The organism is Tardiphaga sp. (assembly GCF_028290495.1).
Lineage (GTDB): Bacteria > Pseudomonadota > Alphaproteobacteria > Rhizobiales > Xanthobacteraceae > Tardiphaga.
The window spans coordinates 1-18,195 of the sequence record NZ_JAQGJT010000070.1; the positions used below are offsets into that span (position 1 = coordinate 1).

20 protein-coding genes, 1 tRNA gene and 1 pseudogene are annotated in these 18,195 nt (G+C 64.0%); 15 read left to right on the forward strand and 7 right to left on the reverse strand.

Annotated elements, in window-relative coordinates:
* The 3 genes and pseudogenes from JWQ24_RS13070 to JWQ24_RS13080 form a co-directional block, all read left to right on the forward strand.
* Positions 1 to 354 (forward strand): annotated as a pseudogene (locus JWQ24_RS13070) (hypothetical protein); the annotation flags it as partial.
* 90 nt (positions 355 to 444) lie between these two features.
* Positions 445 to 747, forward strand: coding sequence for a type II toxin-antitoxin system HigB family toxin (locus JWQ24_RS13075; protein WP_299808377.1), 303 nt, complete (start codon positions 445 to 447; stop codon positions 745 to 747).
* Positions 748 to 756: 9 nt separating this feature from the next.
* Complete coding sequence (locus tag JWQ24_RS13080; protein ID WP_299808380.1) at positions 757 to 1,128, forward strand: helix-turn-helix domain-containing protein; 372 nt, start codon at positions 757 to 759, stop codon at positions 1,126 to 1,128.
* Positions 1,129 to 1,150: 22 nt separating this feature from the next.
* Here the strand turns inward: JWQ24_RS13080 and JWQ24_RS13085 are convergent, their stop codons facing one another.
* Positions 1,151 to 2,986: a nucleotide pyrophosphatase/phosphodiesterase family protein gene (locus tag JWQ24_RS13085; protein WP_299808383.1), complete on the reverse strand. Its 1,836-nt coding sequence runs from the start codon at positions 2,984 to 2,986 to the stop codon at positions 1,151 to 1,153.
* Positions 2,987 to 3,141: 155 nt separating this feature from the next.
* On the opposite strand from JWQ24_RS13085, the gene JWQ24_RS13090 reads away from it, so the two are divergent.
* Genes JWQ24_RS13090 through JWQ24_RS13100 form a run of 3 tightly spaced genes read left to right on the forward strand, consistent with a single transcriptional unit; the run spans position 3,142 to position 6,319 of the window.
* Positions 3,142 to 5,157 (forward strand): acetyl/propionyl/methylcrotonyl-CoA carboxylase subunit alpha, encoded by a 2,016-nt coding sequence (locus JWQ24_RS13090; protein ID WP_299808385.1) that lies wholly within the window; start codon positions 3,142 to 3,144, stop codon positions 5,155 to 5,157.
* Positions 5,154 to 6,020 (forward strand): isocitrate lyase/PEP mutase family protein, encoded by an 867-nt coding sequence (locus JWQ24_RS13095; protein ID WP_299808388.1) that lies wholly within the window; start codon positions 5,154 to 5,156, stop codon positions 6,018 to 6,020. Before JWQ24_RS13090 ends, JWQ24_RS13095 begins: the two co-directional genes overlap by 4 nt.
* Positions 6,020 to 6,319: an acylphosphatase gene (locus tag JWQ24_RS13100; RefSeq protein ID WP_299808391.1), complete on the forward strand. Its 300-nt coding sequence runs from the start codon at positions 6,020 to 6,022 to the stop codon at positions 6,317 to 6,319. Before JWQ24_RS13095 ends, JWQ24_RS13100 begins: the two co-directional genes overlap by 1 nt.
* Positions 6,320 to 6,324: 5 nt before the next feature.
* Here the strand turns inward: JWQ24_RS13100 and lipB are convergent, their stop codons facing one another.
* Positions 6,325 to 7,050 carry a lipoyl(octanoyl) transferase LipB gene (gene lipB / locus JWQ24_RS13105; RefSeq protein WP_299808394.1) on the reverse strand — a complete coding sequence of 242 codons (726 nt, stop codon included), beginning with the start codon at positions 7,048 to 7,050 and terminating at the stop codon, positions 6,325 to 6,327.
* Positions 7,051 to 7,064: 14 nt separating this feature from the next.
* Between lipB and JWQ24_RS13110 the strand changes: the two genes are divergently transcribed.
* Together JWQ24_RS13110 and JWQ24_RS13115 are read left to right on the forward strand one after the other, a co-directional pair.
* Positions 7,065 to 7,358, forward strand: coding sequence for a FliM/FliN family flagellar motor switch protein (locus JWQ24_RS13110; protein WP_299808397.1), 294 nt, complete (start codon positions 7,065 to 7,067; stop codon positions 7,356 to 7,358).
* Between the two features lie 98 nt (positions 7,359 to 7,456).
* A tRNA-Leu gene (locus JWQ24_RS13115) sits at positions 7,457 to 7,541 on the forward strand.
* 56 nt (positions 7,542 to 7,597) lie between these two features.
* Here the strand turns inward: JWQ24_RS13115 and JWQ24_RS13120 are convergent.
* Positions 7,598 to 8,617: an ion transporter gene (locus JWQ24_RS13120; RefSeq protein WP_366521441.1), complete on the reverse strand. Its 1,020-nt coding sequence runs from the start codon at positions 8,615 to 8,617 to the stop codon at positions 7,598 to 7,600.
* On the opposite strand from JWQ24_RS13120, the gene JWQ24_RS13125 reads away from it, so the two are divergent.
* Positions 8,616 to 8,987 carry a hypothetical protein gene (locus JWQ24_RS13125; protein ID WP_299808400.1) on the forward strand — a complete coding sequence of 124 codons (372 nt, stop codon included), beginning with the start codon at positions 8,616 to 8,618 and terminating at the stop codon, positions 8,985 to 8,987. The two genes, JWQ24_RS13120 and JWQ24_RS13125, sit on opposite strands and share 2 nt — an antisense overlap.
* A 12-nt stretch (positions 8,988 to 8,999) precedes the next feature.
* On the opposite strand, the gene JWQ24_RS13130 is transcribed toward JWQ24_RS13125, so the two are convergent.
* Positions 9,000 to 10,205 carry a polysaccharide deacetylase family protein gene (locus tag JWQ24_RS13130; protein ID WP_299808466.1) on the reverse strand — a complete coding sequence of 402 codons (1,206 nt, stop codon included), beginning with the start codon at positions 10,203 to 10,205 and terminating at the stop codon, positions 9,000 to 9,002.
* A gap of 137 nt (positions 10,206 to 10,342) precedes the next feature.
* Positions 10,343 to 11,143, reverse strand: coding sequence for a polysaccharide deacetylase family protein (locus tag JWQ24_RS13135; RefSeq protein WP_299808403.1), 801 nt, complete (start codon positions 11,141 to 11,143; stop codon positions 10,343 to 10,345).
* A gap of 151 nt (positions 11,144 to 11,294) precedes the next feature.
* Between JWQ24_RS13135 and mgtE the strand changes: the two genes are divergently transcribed.
* The 3 genes from mgtE (at position 11,295) to JWQ24_RS13150 (ending at position 14,442) form a co-directional block, all read left to right on the forward strand.
* A complete protein-coding gene (mgtE, locus tag JWQ24_RS13140; RefSeq protein ID WP_299808405.1) occupies positions 11,295 to 12,725 on the forward strand; it encodes a magnesium transporter in 1,431 nt (476 codons plus the stop codon).
* A 26-nt stretch (positions 12,726 to 12,751) separates the two neighbouring features.
* A complete protein-coding gene (locus JWQ24_RS13145) occupies positions 12,752 to 13,570 on the forward strand; it encodes an aldo/keto reductase (protein WP_299808408.1) in 819 nt (272 codons plus the stop codon).
* 68 nt (positions 13,571 to 13,638) lie between these two features.
* Positions 13,639 to 14,442, forward strand: coding sequence for a YdcF family protein (locus tag JWQ24_RS13150; RefSeq protein ID WP_299808411.1), 804 nt, complete (start codon positions 13,639 to 13,641; stop codon positions 14,440 to 14,442).
* 11 nt (positions 14,443 to 14,453) lie between these two features.
* On the opposite strand, the gene JWQ24_RS13155 is transcribed toward JWQ24_RS13150, so the two are convergent.
* Positions 14,454 to 14,738, reverse strand: a complete 285-nt coding sequence (locus JWQ24_RS13155; RefSeq protein ID WP_299808414.1) for a DUF3253 domain-containing protein — start codon at positions 14,736 to 14,738, stop codon at positions 14,454 to 14,456.
* A 105-nt stretch (positions 14,739 to 14,843) separates the two neighbouring features.
* On the opposite strand from JWQ24_RS13155, the gene JWQ24_RS13160 reads away from it, so the two are divergent.
* Positions 14,844 to 15,710: a hypothetical protein gene (locus JWQ24_RS13160; RefSeq protein ID WP_299808417.1), complete on the forward strand. Its 867-nt coding sequence runs from the start codon at positions 14,844 to 14,846 to the stop codon at positions 15,708 to 15,710.
* 4 nt (positions 15,711 to 15,714) lie between these two features.
* Here the strand turns inward: JWQ24_RS13160 and JWQ24_RS13165 are convergent, their stop codons facing one another.
* Positions 15,715 to 16,395, reverse strand: coding sequence for a DUF599 family protein (locus JWQ24_RS13165; protein ID WP_299808469.1), 681 nt, complete (start codon positions 16,393 to 16,395; stop codon positions 15,715 to 15,717).
* Positions 16,396 to 16,520: 125 nt separating this feature from the next.
* Between JWQ24_RS13165 and JWQ24_RS13170 the strand changes: the two genes are divergently transcribed.
* A complete protein-coding gene (locus tag JWQ24_RS13170) occupies positions 16,521 to 17,177 on the forward strand; it encodes a glutathione S-transferase family protein (protein ID WP_299808419.1) in 657 nt (218 codons plus the stop codon).
* A gap of 78 nt (positions 17,178 to 17,255) precedes the next feature.
* Positions 17,256 to 18,188 carry a hypothetical protein gene (locus JWQ24_RS13175; protein ID WP_299808422.1) on the forward strand — a complete coding sequence of 311 codons (933 nt, stop codon included), beginning with the start codon at positions 17,256 to 17,258 and terminating at the stop codon, positions 18,186 to 18,188.
* The last annotated feature ends 7 nt before the right edge of the window (positions 18,189 to 18,195 follow it).

The window sequence follows — 18,195 nt, forward strand, 5'->3', positions numbered from 1 at the left end:
GTCAGCCGCGCCGAAGCCGAAGCGCTGTTCGAAATCAACGACGCCGCCGCTGAGCGCAGCGATGACGGATTGTTCGACGATCTGTTCGCCAAGGCCGTCGTGCATCACGCGGCTTCCGCCTCGGGCCTGCCGGTGCCGTCACGTACCGTTGCGCTGTCGCCGGATACCGCGATCGAGAGCTGGGCGCCGACCCGCGCCGTCGGAGTCAACATCGAAGTGCTGGAATGGATCGCCGCCCAGATGCGCGGCAAGCGCGTCAGCAACCGCACGCTCAAAACGCTGGTCGCCACCATCGTCGGCGCCGCAACGCTGCCGATGGCCGGCCTGCCATACGTGTTCGACATCGGTATGTAAGGCGGCGAGCTAGCCAGAGTATTGAATGGCGGGGACGTGCTCCTCGCCATTTTTTGTTGCGACGTTCCTGCGACGGGAACATAATATGCCATGAGGATCATCTCGTGGAGCGTGCTTTCTGCCTATGCGGATGTGCATCCCGAGACGCTTGCGTCGCTGTTTCGGTGGAGAAGCTTGGTGCGGGCCAGCGAATGGGCGTCAATGGACGACGTTCGTCGCGCCGCGCCGAACGCCAAGATACTGAACGGTGAGCGCGCCCGGTTTGAAGTCGCTGGTGGCAATTTTCGTCTGATTGTTGCTTTTGATTTCGACAGGCGGTTGGCGTTTATCAAATTTATCGGGACGCATGCTGAATATGACCGCATCGACGCGCTGACAGTTTCGCAGTTCTAGGGAACGCATATGGACATTCGCCCCATCCGAAATGATGACGACCACGCCGCCGCGTTGCGCGAGATCGAGCGACTTTGGGGCGCTTCGGCCGGGTCGGAAGATGGCGACAAGCTCGACGTGCTGGCGACGCTGGTCGAGCGCTACGAGGAAGCGCGTTGGCCGATCATCGATGCCGCCGATCCGATCGATCTGTTGAACTACGCGATTGATGAACTTGGTCACACCCAGGCCGAACTGGCCGATTTGCTCGGCTCGCGATCGCGGGCGTCTGAGTTGCTCAATCGCAAGCGGTCTCTCACCGTCGAGATGATCCACAAGATCAGCGAAGCCTGGAAGATTCCCGCTGATCTCCTTGTCAGGCCCATTCGGACCGCGGCCTAGAGGCAAGCCGTGGCTCGTTGGTCTACTTTTTCGAGTCGAGCCCGACGGTACGGCCTGGGAATCCGGCGACGTCGAAATAGCGCTGCTTGCCTACCGTCTGCAGTTGCAGGATGGTGCGCAGCCCCTGTGCGTCGGGTTTCGAGCGGATGGTGTCGGCGGCTGACTTCGGTGTAGCACCTCCTGGCATCGCTTCCGTCATCACACGGCCGATCAGGCTGCCATTGGCCTTGCGACTGAGGCCAAGCAGTTTGGCGGCCGTAGTGCCGACGTCGGCATTGCTGACCGGCAGCGCGTCGACATAGCCGGTTTTGAAATCCGGACCGATTGCCGCCATTAAATTCTGCGTGTCGCCGCGGCCGAAGCCGCCGTGCATGCCTTGGCCTTGACGCAAAACGGTGTCGGCGACGGCCACGGAGCAGGCAGCCGGCTGGTCGCAGCCCGCCGAATAGGAGCGGAAGCTGACGACAATGGCCGGATGCGGCGTGATGGCCCGACCGCTGAGGTTGATCGACGACAGCGGCAGCGCGCCGGGAAAGCGGCCGAGCGTATCGTCCACGAAAATTCCGCTGACATAGTCCTGCGCCAGCAACGCCTTCACGGTGCGTTCGGCGAGCTTCTTTTCCTTGGTCGGCAGGTAGATCAGGTTGGAGCCGCCATTGGTAGCGACGATCATCTCGGGCTTGGCGGGATCCTTGCCGAGGAACGCGTTGCCCGCTTTCGGATATTCGTTGTCGCCGACCGCGGCGAACTTGCTGTTGGGATCGAACAGCGGCAGGTCCAGCGCCTTTGAGAGATCTATGGCGAAGAAGCCGAGCGGCAGGAAACCGGCGGGAGTGTCGGCGTAGGTGCCTTTGATCGTGGTCGAGGTTTTGCTCTCCTTGGAGATTGTCGAGAAGCCATGGTCGGCCGACACGATGATGTTGGTGGAGGCGGCGAGGCCGAGATCATCGAGCGCCTTGCGCAATTGCGCGAGGTTGTTGTCGGTGTTGCGGATGGCGGCCAGCGAGGTCGGGCCGTTGATGCCCGGCGTCACGGCGTTGAGGCTGTCGCCGGTGTTGTGCTGGGTGCCGTCGGGATCGCGCGCCCAGAACACCAGCACGAACGGCTTGTTGCGCGCCTTGAACATCGGCAGCACCAATCTGGTGGCAACGTCCGCCAGATAACCCTGCTGTGCGATATTGGCGACCACGGTGCCCGGCGTTTTGGAGTCGCCGGACTTGCCGTTGTCACCGCGGCCAGGCGTAACCAGCGGCATGTTGGCGGCGCCAAGCGCCGCCTTGATTTCATCGGAGAGCGGAATGCCGATCAACCGGCCTTCCTTGTCTACGGCGCCGGTCTGGTCGTCGAGGATGATGCTCTTGGTGCCGCTGCGTTCGGTGTGGTCGAACAACAATGTCGGGCCGACTTTGCCGAGCGCGGCGGTGCTGTAGCCAGCCGTGCGCGCGGCCTTCAGCAGGGTCTCCTCGTTGAGGTAGTCGCCGTTGAATTGCTCATCGAGATCGCCCAGCACCTGGTCATGCTCGATGAACGGGATCGGGCTGCCATTCTGTACCGGGGTAGGGTGACCAGTATAAATCGAGTTGCTGAAGGTTCCGGTATCACCGAGATAGTGCCCGGTCGCCATGGTCGAGGCATTGGCCATCGTGAAGGTCGGGAACAGGGAATGCGAGTTTTGGAAATTGACGCCCTTGTCGCGCAACGCGGCCATCGCCGGGGCGGTTTCCGGGGTCACTTTCAGCGCCCGCAGGCCGTCCGGGACGAATAAAATCAGGTTGCGGGCAGGGCTGTTTTGCGCGAAAGCCGTTGCGGCTGAAAGGATGCTCAGTCCAACGGACAGGATTGCGGTGGTGCAGCGCATGGAAAGTCTCCATTCGTGTCAATTCGGGCGGCTTTGCCGCGCTACCTTCTGTAGTTTTTGTCCGCGTCAGAATTGTTACAGCCGTCTCCACATGCCACATTGCGCCGCCGGCCCGCTCGGCCGGACCCCGCCCAAAGGTTGCAAGTAAACAGCTCATGTTCAAACGAATCCTGATCGCCAACCGCGGCGAAATCGCCTGCCGGGTCATCAAATCCGCCCGTCGCATGGGCATCCAGACCGTCGCCGTCTATTCCGAGGCCGACCGTGACGCGCTGCACGTCGAGATGGCCGATGACGCTATCCTGATCGGGCCGCCGGCGGCGAGCGAAAGCTACCTGCTGATCGAGAAGATTGTCGAGGCCTGCAAGAAGTCCGGCGCCGAGGCGGTGCATCCCGGCTACGGCTTCCTTTCGGAGCGCGAATCCTTTCCGCGCGCACTGGAAGCGGCCGGCATTGTCTTCATCGGTCCCAATCCCGGCGCCATTGCCGCGATGGGCGACAAAATCGAATCCAAGAAAGCCGCGGCCAAGGCTAATGTCTCGACCGTGCCGGGCCATCTCGGCGTCATCACCGACGGCAAGCACGCCATCAAGATCGCCGACGAGATCGGCTATCCCGTGATGATCAAGGCCTCGGCCGGCGGCGGCGGCAAGGGCATGCGGATCGCCTATTCGACCTCCGAGGTCGAGGAAGGTTTTGCGCTGGCGACGGCAGAGGCGAAATTGTCGTTCGGCGACGATCGCGTCTTCATCGAAAAATTCATCGTCGATCCCCGTCACATCGAAATCCAGGTGCTCGGCGACAAGCACGGCAACGTCATCTATCTCGGCGAGCGCGAATGCTCGATCCAGCGCCGCAACCAGAAGGTCATCGAGGAAGCCCCGTCACCGTTGCTCGACGAGACCACCCGCCGCAAGATGGGCGAGCAGGCGGTGGCGCTGGCGAAAGCTGTGAACTACGATTCCGCCGGCACGGTGGAATTTGTCGCGGCGCAGGACAAGAGCTTCTACTTCCTCGAAATGAACACGCGTTTGCAGGTCGAGCATCCCGTCACGGAGATGATCACCGGCGTCGATCTGGTCGAGCAGATGATCCGCGTCGCGGCCGGCGAGAAACTGCAACTTGCGCAGAAGGACGTCACGCTGACCGGCTGGGCGGTGGAATCCCGTGTCTATGCCGAGGATCCGTTCCGCAACTTCCTGCCTTCGATCGGCCGCCTCGTGAAGTACCGCCCGCCGGCCGAGAGCAAGGTGGATGGTATCACCGTGCGCAATGATACCGGCGTGCAGGAAGGCGGCGAGATCTCGATCTATTACGACCCGATGATTGCCAAGCTGGTGACGCACGCGCCGTCGCGCGCGGCCGCCATCGAGGCGCAGGCGCATGCGCTCGATGCGTTCTACATCGAGGGCATCCGCCACAACATTCCGTTCCTGTCGGCGCTGATGAACCATCCGCGCTGGCGTGAGGGCAATCTCTCCACCGGTTTCATCGCCGAGGAATTCCCCAAGGGTTTTGCTGCGCGTGTGCCGGAAGGTGAAGTCGCGCGCCGCATCGCTGCGGTCGCGGCCGCCATCGACATGGTGATCGGCGAGCGCAAGCGGCAGATTTCCGGCCAGCTGGTCGGCCGTCCGGTGATCCGCGCCGGCCGCCGTGCGGTGTGGCTGGAGCGCGAGGAGATCGCGCTCCAGGTCGCCCGGGAAGGCGATGGCGTGACGGTCCGCTTCATCGGCAACGATGGCAGCGTCGGCACGGCGCATACGCTGGCGTCGCCGTGGACGCCCGGCAATCCGGTCTGGGAAGGCACGATCGACGGGCACACCCTGGCGATGCAGGTGCGCCCGATCGCCAACGGCATCCGGCTCGCGCATCAAGGCTTTGAAGTCGCCGTGCAGGTCTTCACCGAGGCCGAAGCCGCAGCCGCTCGTCTGATGCCGGTCGGCGTCAAGGCCGACACCGGCAAGAAGCTGCTGTGCCCGATGCCGGGTCTGGTGGTGTCGATCGCCGTCACCGAAGGTCAGGACGTCAAGGCCGGTGAGACGCTGGCGGTGGTGGAAGCCATGAAGATGCAGAACGTGCTGCGCGCCGAGCGCGACGGCGTCGTCAAGAAGATCCACGCCACGGCCGGCGCGACGCTCGCCGTGGATGCGTTGATCCTTGAATTCGCATGACGTTCCGGGCGCGTCGCGGAGCCTTGCGTGCGATCCTCTCGGGATCGCAATGTTTGCGGCCGGGTTCGGTCTATGACGCGATCTCGGTGCGGATAGCCGAGGATGTCGGCTTCGAGGTCGGCATGTTCGGCGGCTCGACGGCGTCGCTTGCGGTGCTCGGCGATCCCGACATCGCGCTGATCACGCTGTCGGAACTCGCCGAGCAGATGCGGCGGATGTCGCGCGCGGCGGCGTTGCCGGTGCTGGTTGATGCCGATCACGGCTACGGCAATGCGATGAACGTTCGCCGCACCGTGCAGGAACTGGAAATGGCGGGCGCCGCCGGCCTGACCATTGAGGACACGCTGCTGCCCTCCGCTTTCGGCGAGGCGAAGCCGCAACTGATCTCGCAGGACGAAGGCGTCGGCAAGATCAAGGCGGCGCTGGACGCGCGGCGCGACTCAGCGCTGGTGATCGTGGCCCGCACCGGCGCGGCATCCGTGACATCGGTTGACGACGCCATTGCGCGGGCGCGGGCCTATGAGGCGCTGGGACCGGATGCCCTGATGTTTACCGGCGTGAAGACGCGCGGCGACCTCGAAGCGATTGCCGCAGCCACGACGCTGCCGATCGTCCTGGGTGGACCGACCGAGGACATGACCGACTGGGATTTCCTCAGCGCTCGGCGCGTGCGTATCGCCGTGCAGGGCCACGCGCCGATTGCGGCGGCGACGCAGGCCGTCTTCGACACGCTGAAGGCGATCCGTGAAGGCGCGGCGCCGAAGCACCTGACCGGCCTTGCTTCGGCGGATTTGACGGACTGGGTGACGCGCGCGGCGCTGGTGAAACAGCGCAGCGGCGAATTTCTCGGCTTGAGAAAATAATGCCCGCGACGATACGGCACGTGACGATCCGCGGCCGCGTGCAGGGCGTCGGCTACCGCGCCTGGGTCGAACACACCGCGATGTCGCTCGGCCTCGACGGCTGGGTCCGCAATCGCCGCGACGGCAGCGTCGAGGCGGTGCTTGCGGGGCAGGTCGATATCGTCGAGCAGATGATCGCGCATTGTCGGCGTGGGCCGGTGAGCGCGCGCGTCGAGTCGGTCGATGCCAGCGAAGCCGGAGCGGATTTGCTGAAGCTGCGCGTGGCCGGCGAAAACTTCTCGATGCTGCCGACGATCTGATCGACTTACGTTATCGTTTCCGGCAAACGCTGCGCCTCGCCGAACACTTCGCCAAACGCCTGGCGTAGTGCGACGTCGACGTCTTCCATGCTCACCGGCAGGCCGAGATCGACCAGGCTGGTGACGCCGTAGCGGGGATCGACGACGCCGCATGGCACGATCGCCTGGAAATGGGTGAGGTCGGGCTCCACGTTGATCGAGATGCCGTGGAACGAGACCCAGCGCCGCAGCCGGACGCCGATCGCGGCGATCTTGTCCTCGTAGCCATCGCCCTTGTCGCGGCGCGCCACCCAGACGCCGACCCGGTCCTCGCGCCGTTCGCCCCTGACGTTGAAAGCGTCCAGCGTGCGGATGATCCATTGCTCCAGCGAGGCGACATAGGCGCGCACGTCGGGCCGGCGCGCCTTGAGGTCGAGCATCACATAGGCGATGCGCTGGCCGGGGCCATGATAGGTGATCTGGCCGCCGCGGCCGGTCTCGAACAACGGGAATCGCGCCTCAAGAAGATCGCCGGCCTTGCCGGATGTGCCCGACGTGTAGAGCGGCGGATGCTCAAGCAGCCACACCAGTTCGGGTGCGGTGCCGTCGGCGATTGCAGCCGCGCGCGATTCCATTTCCTCGACGGCCTGTGGATAGGGAATCGGCGCGTCCGATACGCGCCATTCAACGGCAGGGCCGTCATGGCCGCGCGAGAACGGCTGTAAATCGAGGGTCTGACGCTCATTAACCATTGGGTAACCATAACATGATGATGTTGAATTCTGTGCAATGTTGCATGTGTGACTGCGGGGCCCGCGTGCCAACCCTCGATAAAATTACGGTCGATATCATGGTGGTCCTCGGGACCACGTCGATGCCTGTGCATCAGGTCATGCGGCTCAGCCGCGGCGCCATCATCGAACTCGACGCCACCGAGCAGGATGAGGTGAAAATCCTCGCCAACAACCTGCCGATTGCCTCTGGCGTCGTGCAGGTGAACCGCAACCGGATCGCCGTCGAAGTCAAGCAAATGCTGCCGCGGACCGCTGACCAAAGATAGATTGAAGAGAACGCACAGCAGGCCTTGTACCCCCATCATTGTTTTGTTACATCGGCGCCGGTTGATCCGGTTGGCGAAAGCCTAGGCTGGATACTTTAGCGCTCGTGGCGGAATTGGTAGACGCGCTGCCTTGAGGTGGCAGTCCGTAACAGGGTGGGGGTTCGAGTCCCTCCGAGCGCACCACAAACCTCATCATCTTGATATGATTGAAGTTTCAGGTCGGCCGGCGCTTGTCGCGGTCAGACCGCCCCGTCATCCGGGATATTCAGCAGCTTGCCGCAGGCCTTGCAGTGGACGGCGTCGCTGTCATGGCGCCGCAGGCCGCAATCCGGGCAACTGAATCGCACCTTGACGGGGCTGAACAGCACGCGCGCGAGATTCAAAAACAGCGTCACGCCGAAGATCATGATCATGACGGTGATCAGGCGGCCGGCCGTGCCGGGCAAGGTGATGTCGCCGAATCCGGTGGTGGTCAGCGCGGTCACTGTAAAATAAAGCGCATCCGCATAATTGGCGATCTGCGGATTGATGTGGCGCTGCGTCTCGTAGACGACGCCGGTCATCACGAAAATGAACACCGACAGGTTCACCAACGCCGAGAGCACGTCTTGGTGGCGGCGAAACAATGCGCTGTCGCGGCGCAAATGTTCGACGACGCGGAAGGTGCGCAGCAGCCGCAGCGTTCGCAGCACCCGCAGGAAGCCCGCGGCCTCGCCGCTCGCGGAGGCCAGCAATGATCCGATCGCGGCGACATCGGTCCAGGTGGTGAAACGCCCGAGTTCGCGCAACGGCCGGTGGACCGCCGCAAAGCGCGCCGCAAACTCGATCAGGAAGATGACGCCGCAGGTCAGGTCGAGCGCGCGAATCAGTTCGCTGCGCGGCAGGAACGAAGTGGCGATGATGAACAGCAGGGAGAAGAAATCGAACGCCAGCAGCCCGTAGAGAAACCAGCGGGTCTGTGCCGTGTTACCCTCGTAGAGGTCTTGCAGCCGGCGCCGCCAGCCGCGGAGGGGCGTGACGCCCTGTTCCGCATCGCTCATCGAAACATCTGACATGAGACTACTCTGGATGGGGCCACCGCCCGACGCAACCCGGGCTTGGGTACGGTAAATCTCGAGCGCCCACTTGACCGGGGACAAGTCAGTGAAACGGCTTATGCCGTAAAATATCTTTAAACCTCGGTAACGAGTTGTGGCTAGCAACGCCGCGACGCAGCGGGGAATCCCGCGCGCATCGCCTAGATGACCGGAGCGAACCATGAAATATCTCAGCTATGTCTACCGTTTCGCGTCCAATTTCGCGTTCCTGGCGCTGGTCTATTTCAGCCTGAATTTCGTCGGTCAGTATCAGCAACGCATTATCATTGCCGTGCTGGTGCTGGCCTATGCATCGATGCGTGCGGTGTCGGCGCTGCGCTCGTTCTATTTCTTCAAGTCCATCGAGCGGCTGGAACTGGAAACCCGCAGGCTCGGCGGGCTGTCGCTGGAGGGGCCGGCTGCGGTGGCGTCGCGCAAGCTGATCGTCAAGGACGTGGTCGAGCAGCGTCAGGCCGGCGAGATGAAGTCCTATATCGACCTGCTGTTTCTCTGCATCATTGGCGTGCTGTGCTTCGCCAAGATCGTGTCCTGACGCCCAACAATGCTAGCGGATCGTGGACGGCACCGGCTGCAGGCCCGGCCGGGTCACAGGCATGCTGCCGGGGATTGAACGGCGGGCGGCGCTGGCGTCTATCGAAATAGGCCGTGCGACAGAAGCCGAATCGGCGTGCTTGGGCGTTTGCTCCGCGTGATGCGGCCACCGCACCATGGCATTGACCGGCGCGCTGTGACGTTCGGAAATCTCAAACAGCGTATGCGCGGGAACCGGCAGGGTCGCCTTGTCGGTCATCGGCTGCAGGGTCGATTGGCGCGGCCACGGCACGGGCTGCGGGACCGCGCCGCGGACCCGGCGGGTGCGGTCGAAGGTCTGCGGGAACGACAGGTCGGGGTCGGAGGCCGACATGGCCGGCGCCGGCAACATATCGAGATACGCATAAGCGAAGGAGGGCACCTTCGGCCATCGCGAGATCGCCACCGTCTCCGAGGTCGGACGCATCTGCCATTGTTGCAGGTCGGTCGGTGTCTTCGGCCGATCGGGCGTCGCCGCGACGACGTGCACGACACGGAAACCGTTGGCTTTCAGGTCGGCCAGAATGCCGGGCAATGCGGCGACCGTGCGGGCCTGGATATCGTGCAGCAGCAGGATGCCCTTGCCCTTGGCCTTGAGCCGCGAGATTGCCAGATCGTGTACCGTTTTCGAGGATACGTGACGCCAGTCGTCGGCCGGGAAATCCGCACTCCAGGTCTGGATGCCCTGCGAGATCAGATAGTCCTCGACGACCGCCGCCCGCAACAGACCGGGTATCCGCATGAACGGCGACAATTGCGCGGGATCGCCCAGGGCTGCAGTCACCGAGGCGATGCCGTCGTCGATCTCCTTCTGCGCTGCTGCGATCGGCAGGCGGTTCATGGTCAGCGGATGGTTCTGTGTATGCGTGCCGACGCTGTGGCCCGCTGCGATCAGCTTGCGGACGCCTTCGGGATATTCCCGCGCCATCCGCCCGATGATGAAGAACGTCGCCTGCACGCACTGCTCTGCGAGCATCGCGATGACCTGATTGCTGTATTTCGGGATCGGGCCGTCGTCGAAGGTCAGCACCACCTCGTGGTCTTCCAGCGGCAGCGTTTCCGAATATTGCATGGTGCCGATGCGTGGATGCTCGCGCGGATCGACCACGATGGTGCGGGAAGTGCCGAGCGCGCCGGGGTTGCCCGGGCAGTTCGCTGCAAGGGCTGGCTGTACTGCCATCCCCAGCAGGCCGAAGCCAATCAGGGCCTTCACTCGAAGCGACGCGTAAGCCATCCACACACCAGTAAGCATTGAAATTTAAAGGAAAACTACAGGCAACAGGGTGAACGCCGTCTTAACCAATGGCCGGGCGGTCGTCACGGCGCCCGCTGCACGGTCCTGCCCGGAGCGGTCGCGACCACATGCACCACGCGATAATGGTTCTCGCGCAGATAGCGCAGGAAATCCGGCATCATCGCGGCGGTTTGCGCCTTGGTGTCGTGGAACAGGACGATTCCCCGACCGGCGGCCTTCAGCCGTCCGGTAACCAGCGCCAGTTCCTGCGCGGGCGTCATCTTGTTCCAGTCGCTGGCCCAGAAATCGGCCCCGAATACCGCAATGCGGCGGGACTGCAGCATGTCCAGCAAAACCGGGGTCGACTCGAAATAGGGGAAGCGGAAGAACGGCGTGGCCGGCACGGTGGTGGCCTTACCGTTTAGCGCTAGCTCGTCGGCGCTGATGCCGCGGTCGATCTGGGCAATGGCTGAAGCGGTATCGATATGGCCGAGATTGGGATGCGCGAAAGTGTGATGGCCGATGCTGTGGCCTTCGGTCGCGATGCGCTTGACCAGAGCGGGATGCGCAGAGGCGTTCTGGCCGATCAGGAAGAACGTGGCCTGCATGCATTCGGCCTTCAGCGCGTCGAGGATCTTGCTCGTCGTCGCCGGATTCGGTCCGTCGTCGAAGGTCAACACCACCTCGTGATCCTCAAGCGGCAGCGTCTGCGGAAAACTCTGTATGCCGACACGAGGGTAAGCCGTGGGGTCGACCGCGAGCACGCGCGCGGTGCCGCCCTTGTCGGGGCGTGGACAGTCGGCGGCATGTGACACAACCGTGCTGGCGATCAGCGCAACGATGGCAGTCTTCAACACGATCCAGACACTTTCCCGGCCGCTCATCTTGCGGTCCGCATATTTCCGATTGCGCGGAGCATTGCCCATTGGGTAATGCCTGATGCACGTTCGGGTTCAAGCCATGTCGCTGGATAGCGCATTTCATCGCAATGTGCCTCCGGTCTGAAATCACTATCCCAACAGGCGAGGTTACGGCATGGCCGACGATCTGAATCGCGCCGACCCCGCCAACAGCGCAGCCCTGTCGGCGCTCGAACGACATCCGATGCGCGACGCCGAAGGAGACCTTCGCCCTGAATTCGTCGAGGCTATCTCCAAAGCGGTCGGGGCGGCCGATACCGCCTTCCTCAAGGAAGTCGTCGGCGAGTTGCACGAGGCCGATCTCGGCGACCTCATCGAGGCGCTTGAGCCCGACGAGCGCGTCAGCCTGATCGAGCTGACCGGCGGCGATTTCGACTTCTCGGCGCTCAACGAAGTCGACGATTCCGTGCGCGAGGAACTGCTTGAGGAACTCGAGCCCGAGACGGTCGCCGAGGGCGTCCGCGAACTCGATGCCGACGACGCCGTCGAACTGCTCGAAGGTATGGATGAGGAGGATCAGGACGAGATCCTCGACAAGCTGCCGCCGTCCGAGCGCGTCGCGCTGGAGCGCAGCCTGGAATATCCGGAAAATTCGGCTGGCCGGCGAATGCAGACCGATTTCATCTCGGTGCCGCAGGGCTGGAATGTCGGGCAGGCGATCGACTATATGCGCGAGACGCCCGACCTGCCGGAGCGGTTCTACGAGATTTATGCGGTTGATCAGTGGCAGCGCTGGCAGGGCGCCGTCTCGCTCGATGCGTTGCTCCGCTCGCGTCGCCCGGTGCCGCTGGACGAGCTGATCGATGAGGAACGTCGCCGCGTCTCGGTGCTCGATGACCAGGAAGAAGTGGCGCGGTTGTTCGGCAAGTACAATCTGGTCGCCGCGCCCGTCGTCGATACCGACAACCGGCTGGTCGGCGTCATCACCATCGATGACGTCGTCGACGTCATCGAGGAGGAGGCCGACGAGGACCTGAAGGCACTCGGCGGCGTCACGTCGGACGAAGAACTGTCCGACAGTTTCTGGTCGATCGCCAAGGGCCGTTTCAACTGGCTGATCGTCAATCTCGCCACCGCATTTCTGGCATCCTCGGTGCTCGGCTTGTTCGAGGGCCAGCTTGAGCAGATGGTCGCGCTCGCGGTGCTGGCGCCGATCGTGGCCAGCCAGGGCGGCAATGCCGCGACCCAGACCATGACGGTGGCCGTGCGCGCGCTGGCGACCCGGCAGCTCAATCCCAACAACGCTTCCCGCGTCGTGATCCGCGAAGGCCTGGTCGGGCTGATGAACGGCATCGCCTTTGCCCTGATTACCGGGGCGGCCGCGGTGGCCTGGTTCAAGATCCCCGCGCTCGGCGTCGTGATCGGGCTGGCGATGCTGATCAACATGATCGCCGGCGCCCTGGGCGGTATCCTGATCCCGATGGTGCTGGAGAAGGTCAAGGCCGATCCGGCGGTGGCGTCCGGCACTTTCGTCACGACCGTTACGGATGTCGTCGGCTTCTTTTCCTTCCTCGGCATCGCTACGCTATGGTTCGGACTGAAATAGCAGGGCTGAACCAGCGGGAGTCCATGATGCTCTATGTGGAGGCCAACGGCGCCCGCATTCCGGCGATCGGCCTGGGTACCTGGGAATTGCGCGGCCGGACCTGCGCCCGCATCGTCGAGCAGGCATTGCGGCTCGGCTATCGCCATATCGACACCGCACAGATCTACGAGAACGAGCGCGAGGTCGGCGACGGCGTGCGCTCCTCGCGCATCCGGCGCAGCGACATCTTCGTCACCACCAAGGTCTGGACGACCCATTTTGCACCCAACGATCTCTTGCGCTCCGCCAAGGAAAGCCTGGTCCGGCTGCGGATGCCCGAAGTCGATCTGTTGCTGCTGCACTGGCCCAACCCGCAAGTGCCGCTGGTGGAAACGCTGGGCGCGCTGGCGCAGGCCAAGCAACTCGGTCTGGCGCGTCACATCGGCGTGTCGAACTTCACCGTGGCGCTGATCGAGCAGGCGGTGAGCCTGTGCCACGAACCGCTGGTCTGCGACCAGGTCGAATATCATCCCTATCTCGATCAGACCAAGGTCCGTGCCGCATGTGCGCAGGCCGGCATGGCGCTGGTCGCCTACAGCCCGATCGCCAAGGGCAACGTCAAGACCGATATGGCGCTGGCGCGGATCGCTTCGTCCTATGGCAAGTCCGCCGCGCAGGTCTGCCTGCGCTGGCTGGTGCAGCAGAACGTGGTCGCGATTCCGCGCACGTCGAAGATCGAACGGCTGTCCGAAAACATCGAGATCTTCGATTTCGCGCTTGGTGATGCCGACATGAACGAGATTTCCGCGATGGCTACGGCCCGCGGCCGGCTCACCGATTTCGGCTTCTCGCCGAAGTGGGATTGAATGCTGCCGATTGATCTTGTGGCCGGGATCGCCCATGCAGGGTGTCCATTCCGCAACCGGCCGGTCCCATGTTCTTTGCGCTGTCCAAGATATTCGGCTTTTTCACCACGCCGTCCAACACGATCGCAACGGTATGCGCCATCGGTGCGCTGTTGTTGCTGTTGCAACGCCAGCGCGCGGGATCGCTGACGCTGACCTTTGGCATCCTGATGCTGCTGGTGTTCGGCTATTCGCCAGCCGGCAACGTGTTGACGCTGTCGCTGACAGAGCGGTTTCCGGCGTGGCAGTCGGATGGCCGGGATCCCGACGGCATCATCGTGCTCGGCGGCTCGATCGATCAGGAGGTCTCGGTCGCGCGCGGCACCGTCGAGATGAACGGCACCGCCGAGCGCCTGACCAATACGGTCGAACTGGCGAAGCGCTTTCCCAAGGCACGCATCGTATTCTCAGGCGGCAGCGGCAACCTGTTTGAGGAGCCGCTGTCGGAGGCTCCGATCGCTGGCGAATGGCTGCAGAGGTTCGGCATCGCTGCGGACCGCATCACGCTGGAAAGCGCCTCGCGCACCACCGACGAGAACGCCGTCTTCACGCGACGCATCCTGATGCCGAAGCCCGGCGAGCGCTGGCTGCTGGTGACGTCGGCGTTCCACATGCCGCGTTCGATCGGCGCATTCCGCGCCGCCGGCTTCGACGTCGAGGCCTATCCGGTGGACTGGCGGACGCGCGGCTGGCGCGATGCCGGCATGCCGTTCGACCTGCTCAGCACCGGCCTCGGGCGCACCGATAACGCGGTCCATGAATGGATCGGGCTGGTCGGCTACTGGCTGACCGGCCGAAGCTCGGTGCTGTTTCCCGGACCGATCAAGCGCTGATCAGGCGTTGATCAGTCTTGCCGCGGCAGGCCGAGGCGATAGACGCCGCGGAAATCATTGGGATCGGCCGGCTTGCCCTTGCGGTAGATCACCAGCCGGCCGGCCAGCGCCAGCTGCACCGCAGCGCGGCGGATCGGCATCAGCAGGGAATGCCAGTCGCCCTCGGGCGTGATCGCGTGCGCGATTTCCGGCGCGCTCAGCGTGCCGCTGCCGCGCGACAGCACGTCGAGAATGGAATCTTCCAGCGAGGAAGCGATGGTCGGGGAATCGGGGGACTGAGGTTCGGACATCCACATGCCTTGCCGTATCGGTCCGGCGCGCGCAAGGCGTGGTACAATGCGGTGGTCGGCGTTATGCTCGGGTAACACCTGCGTTTGCGTTGAAGAGCCCCTTCGATCGTCATGGAACCACGACATCTCATCCGCGCGGCCATCATTGTTTCGGTGATAGGCCATCTCGCTCTGGCGGTGGGCGTCTATTTCGCCGACGCGCGGCCGTTCGATCCGTCGGTGACGGAGAATATCGCCGTCGATGTGGTGACGCCGCAGCAGGTCGCGGCGATCGAGAAGGCCGCGGAAGTGCCACCGCCCGCATCTGAGCCACCGAAGCCGCAGCCGCCGAAACCGGAATTCAGGCTGCCCGATCTGGACAAGCCGACGCTCGACGACAAGAAGGCTCAGCCCGAGGCTCAGAAGCAACCACCGCCGCAGACGCCGCCGCAAGCCGCGCAGCAGGCGGCTCCACCGACTGCGGCCGCGGTTCCGTCGCCGGCTGCTCCGCCGGCATCCGTACAGCCCGCGAGCCAGCCGCCCACACCGCCGCCAGCGCAGCAACAGGCGGCGCTTCAGCCCGCGCCGGAAGCGCCCCCGCCGCCGGTGGCAGAGCCGGATATCACGGTCAAATACGGCGTGCAGCTTGGCCTGCCGGACGGCAATGGCGGCTCGCTGGCAACCGCCGCGGCCGATATCGATGCGCTGGATATCAATGCGTTCCGCCGGCATCTGCGATCCTGCTCGGCTTTGCCAGGCGAGGTCGCGCGCACCGACAAGGTGCGGATCGTGCTGCGCGCCTTCTTCGCACCGGATGGCCGGTTAAAGTCGGCGCCGACGCTGATTGAGGCCAGCGCGTCGATGAAGGGGCCGCTGCTGATGCAGGCGGCGATCAAGGCGCTGCAGGCGTGCCAGCCTTATGGGATGTTGCCGGCCGACAAATATCCGGAATGGCAGGTGCTCGATCTCGTCTTCACGCCGCAGGATTTCGCCGGCTGACGCTTTAGGACGGCGCCATGGCGCGCCAGGCGTTGGAGGCGAACTGCCGGCGCCAGGTCACGATCACCACCGCGGCGGTGGAGACCAGGAACACCCACGGGCTGACGAACCAGCCGAGATAACCGAGCGCGAAGAAGAACGCGCGCTGGCCGCGGTTGAAATGCCGCGCGGCCGCGCCGAACAGTTGGGTGGTGCGCATCACATGGGCCTCGGCCTCCGGCGTGTCGCGCTCGGCAGCCGGCGGCGTCGCGCCGATCAGGATCGCGACATAGTTGAACAGCCGGTACGACCAGGCGAATTTGAAGAACGCATAGACGAAGATCAGCACGAGGCCGATGCACTTGATTTCCCACATTGCGGGCGCGGCGCTGAAGCCGATCGGCAGGCTTTGCAGCATCGGCATCACCTCGTTGGTGGCGCGCAGCAGCGCCAGCGATCCGCCGATCGCGATCAGCGTGGTTGAGGCGAACCACGCGGTGCCGTTCTGCAGCGAGGTCATGATGTGGGTGTCGACGATGCGCGCCTCGCGTTCCAACATGCGGCGGATCCAGACCTCGCGGTAGACGTTCATCCGCGCCGACAGGCTGTCGCGGCCATAGGCGGTATGCTCCAGCGTGATCGCATAGGTCGTCCATTCGAGAATGAAAAACCCGACGGCCACCACATCAATCCAGGAATAATCGATCATGCCACACCCATTGGAGAAGTTTCGATTTTGTCACGCATGCAGAGTCGCGGCAACCAGCCGGTGCGGGCGACTTGATTGCAGCGCTGCATGCGTGGCACCTTGCGGCCGCAGGGGAGTGGCAGATGACGTTGACGCTGGTGATCGGTAACAAGAACTATTCGTCGTGGTCGATGCGGCCGTGGATCGCGCTGAAGGGCTGCGGTATCGCTTTCGAGGAGGTGATGATCCCGCTCTATACCGATGCGGAGGACAAGCAGCGCATTCTCGGCTTCACCCCGTCCGGCAAGGTGCCCGCCCTCATGGATGGCGACGTCGCGGTGTGGGATTCGCTGGCGATCATCGAATATGCCGCCGAGCGTTTTCCGGATGCGAAGCTGTGGCCCGCGGACCGCGCCAGCCGCGCGCATGCGCGCTCGATCTCGGCAGAGATGCATTCCGGCTTCATGGCGCTGCGCAACGAATGCGGCATGAATCTGCACCGGCCGGTCAGGGCGAAGCCGCTATCCAATGACGCGAAAGCCAACATTGCGCGCATTCAAGATATCTGGGCCGAGTGCCGCACGCGCTACGGCCAGATCGGGCCGTATCTGTTCGGCGAATTCTCGGCAGCGGATGCGATGTATGCGCCGGTGGTGCACCGGTTTTTGACTTATGCGATCGAACTGACGCCGGCTGCGAGCACCTATGTCGAGACGATGCAGGCGAATCCCGCATTCCGGCAATGGACGGAACAAGGGTTGGCCGAGACGCTGGTGATCGAGCGCTTTGAGCAGGACTGAGTGCGGGCCCTGCCATAACATCAGCATATTGCGGGCTCATGGCAGCCACACTGAATAGGTTACGAGCGGGGACACTCGATGAACTTTGCCTGGGCTTCGCTCGAACAAATCTGGCGCTCGCCGAGCTTTCCGATGGGGCTGTCGCTGGCTGCTGCCGGTTTCTTCGGCCTGATCGTGCTGATCACGTTGCTGCGCGCGGAAAAATCCGTCGCCAACGGCGCGCTGACGGTCATCACCTTGCTGGCCATCGCCGTTGCGGCTGCGGCGACGGTCCTCAGCTACACGCCTGGCGGGCAGGGGACGCAGGTCGCCGGCGGCAGCGCGTCTGCGCCGGTCGTCGCATCGCTGCCGGCGTTGTCCTGTCTCGACGAACTCGCCGGTGAGACCGTGCTGACGGCTTGCGAAAAGGTATTGTTCGGTTCGGCGGAGAATGCTGCCGCGGCGGTTTCCTATGCGGCGGCCCGCCTCAACCGGTTGGTGTCCTATGGCGACGTCGCTGCGGCCAACAATGTGATGAGCCCCGAACTGGCGTCGCTGCGCCGCTCGATCGAGCGCGATCGCTTTGGGCTGGTCGGCTACGTCTTGCTGACCCGTGACAGCTGCCAGATTGGAGCGTGCCCGGCCTATGCCTCGCTCACCAACCACGACGCGATCTCCGCCCATATGGAGCAGCGAACCTATGACAACCTGATCACGCGTTACGCGCCCGGCTGGAACATGCCGCAGCCTTCAGCGATGGCGGCTTCCGGCCCCCTCGGCCTGCCGCCGTCGGTGCCGACCGGCAAGCCGACCACTGCGGATTTCCCGACCGCAGCCTCGATCCCGCCGGTCAACATCATGACGCCCGAGCCGCCGCTCAATGCGACTCGTTCACAGCCCTCGGCCGCCAACGCCCAGGCTGCCGCGCCGAAGAAGCCTGCCGCGCCGAAGGCGCCGCGTCCCGTGCAAAGCGCACCGGTGCAGACCGCCCCCGTGCAGCTTGCGCCGCCGCCGGCCGCGGCCGATAACTGAGGCTTGT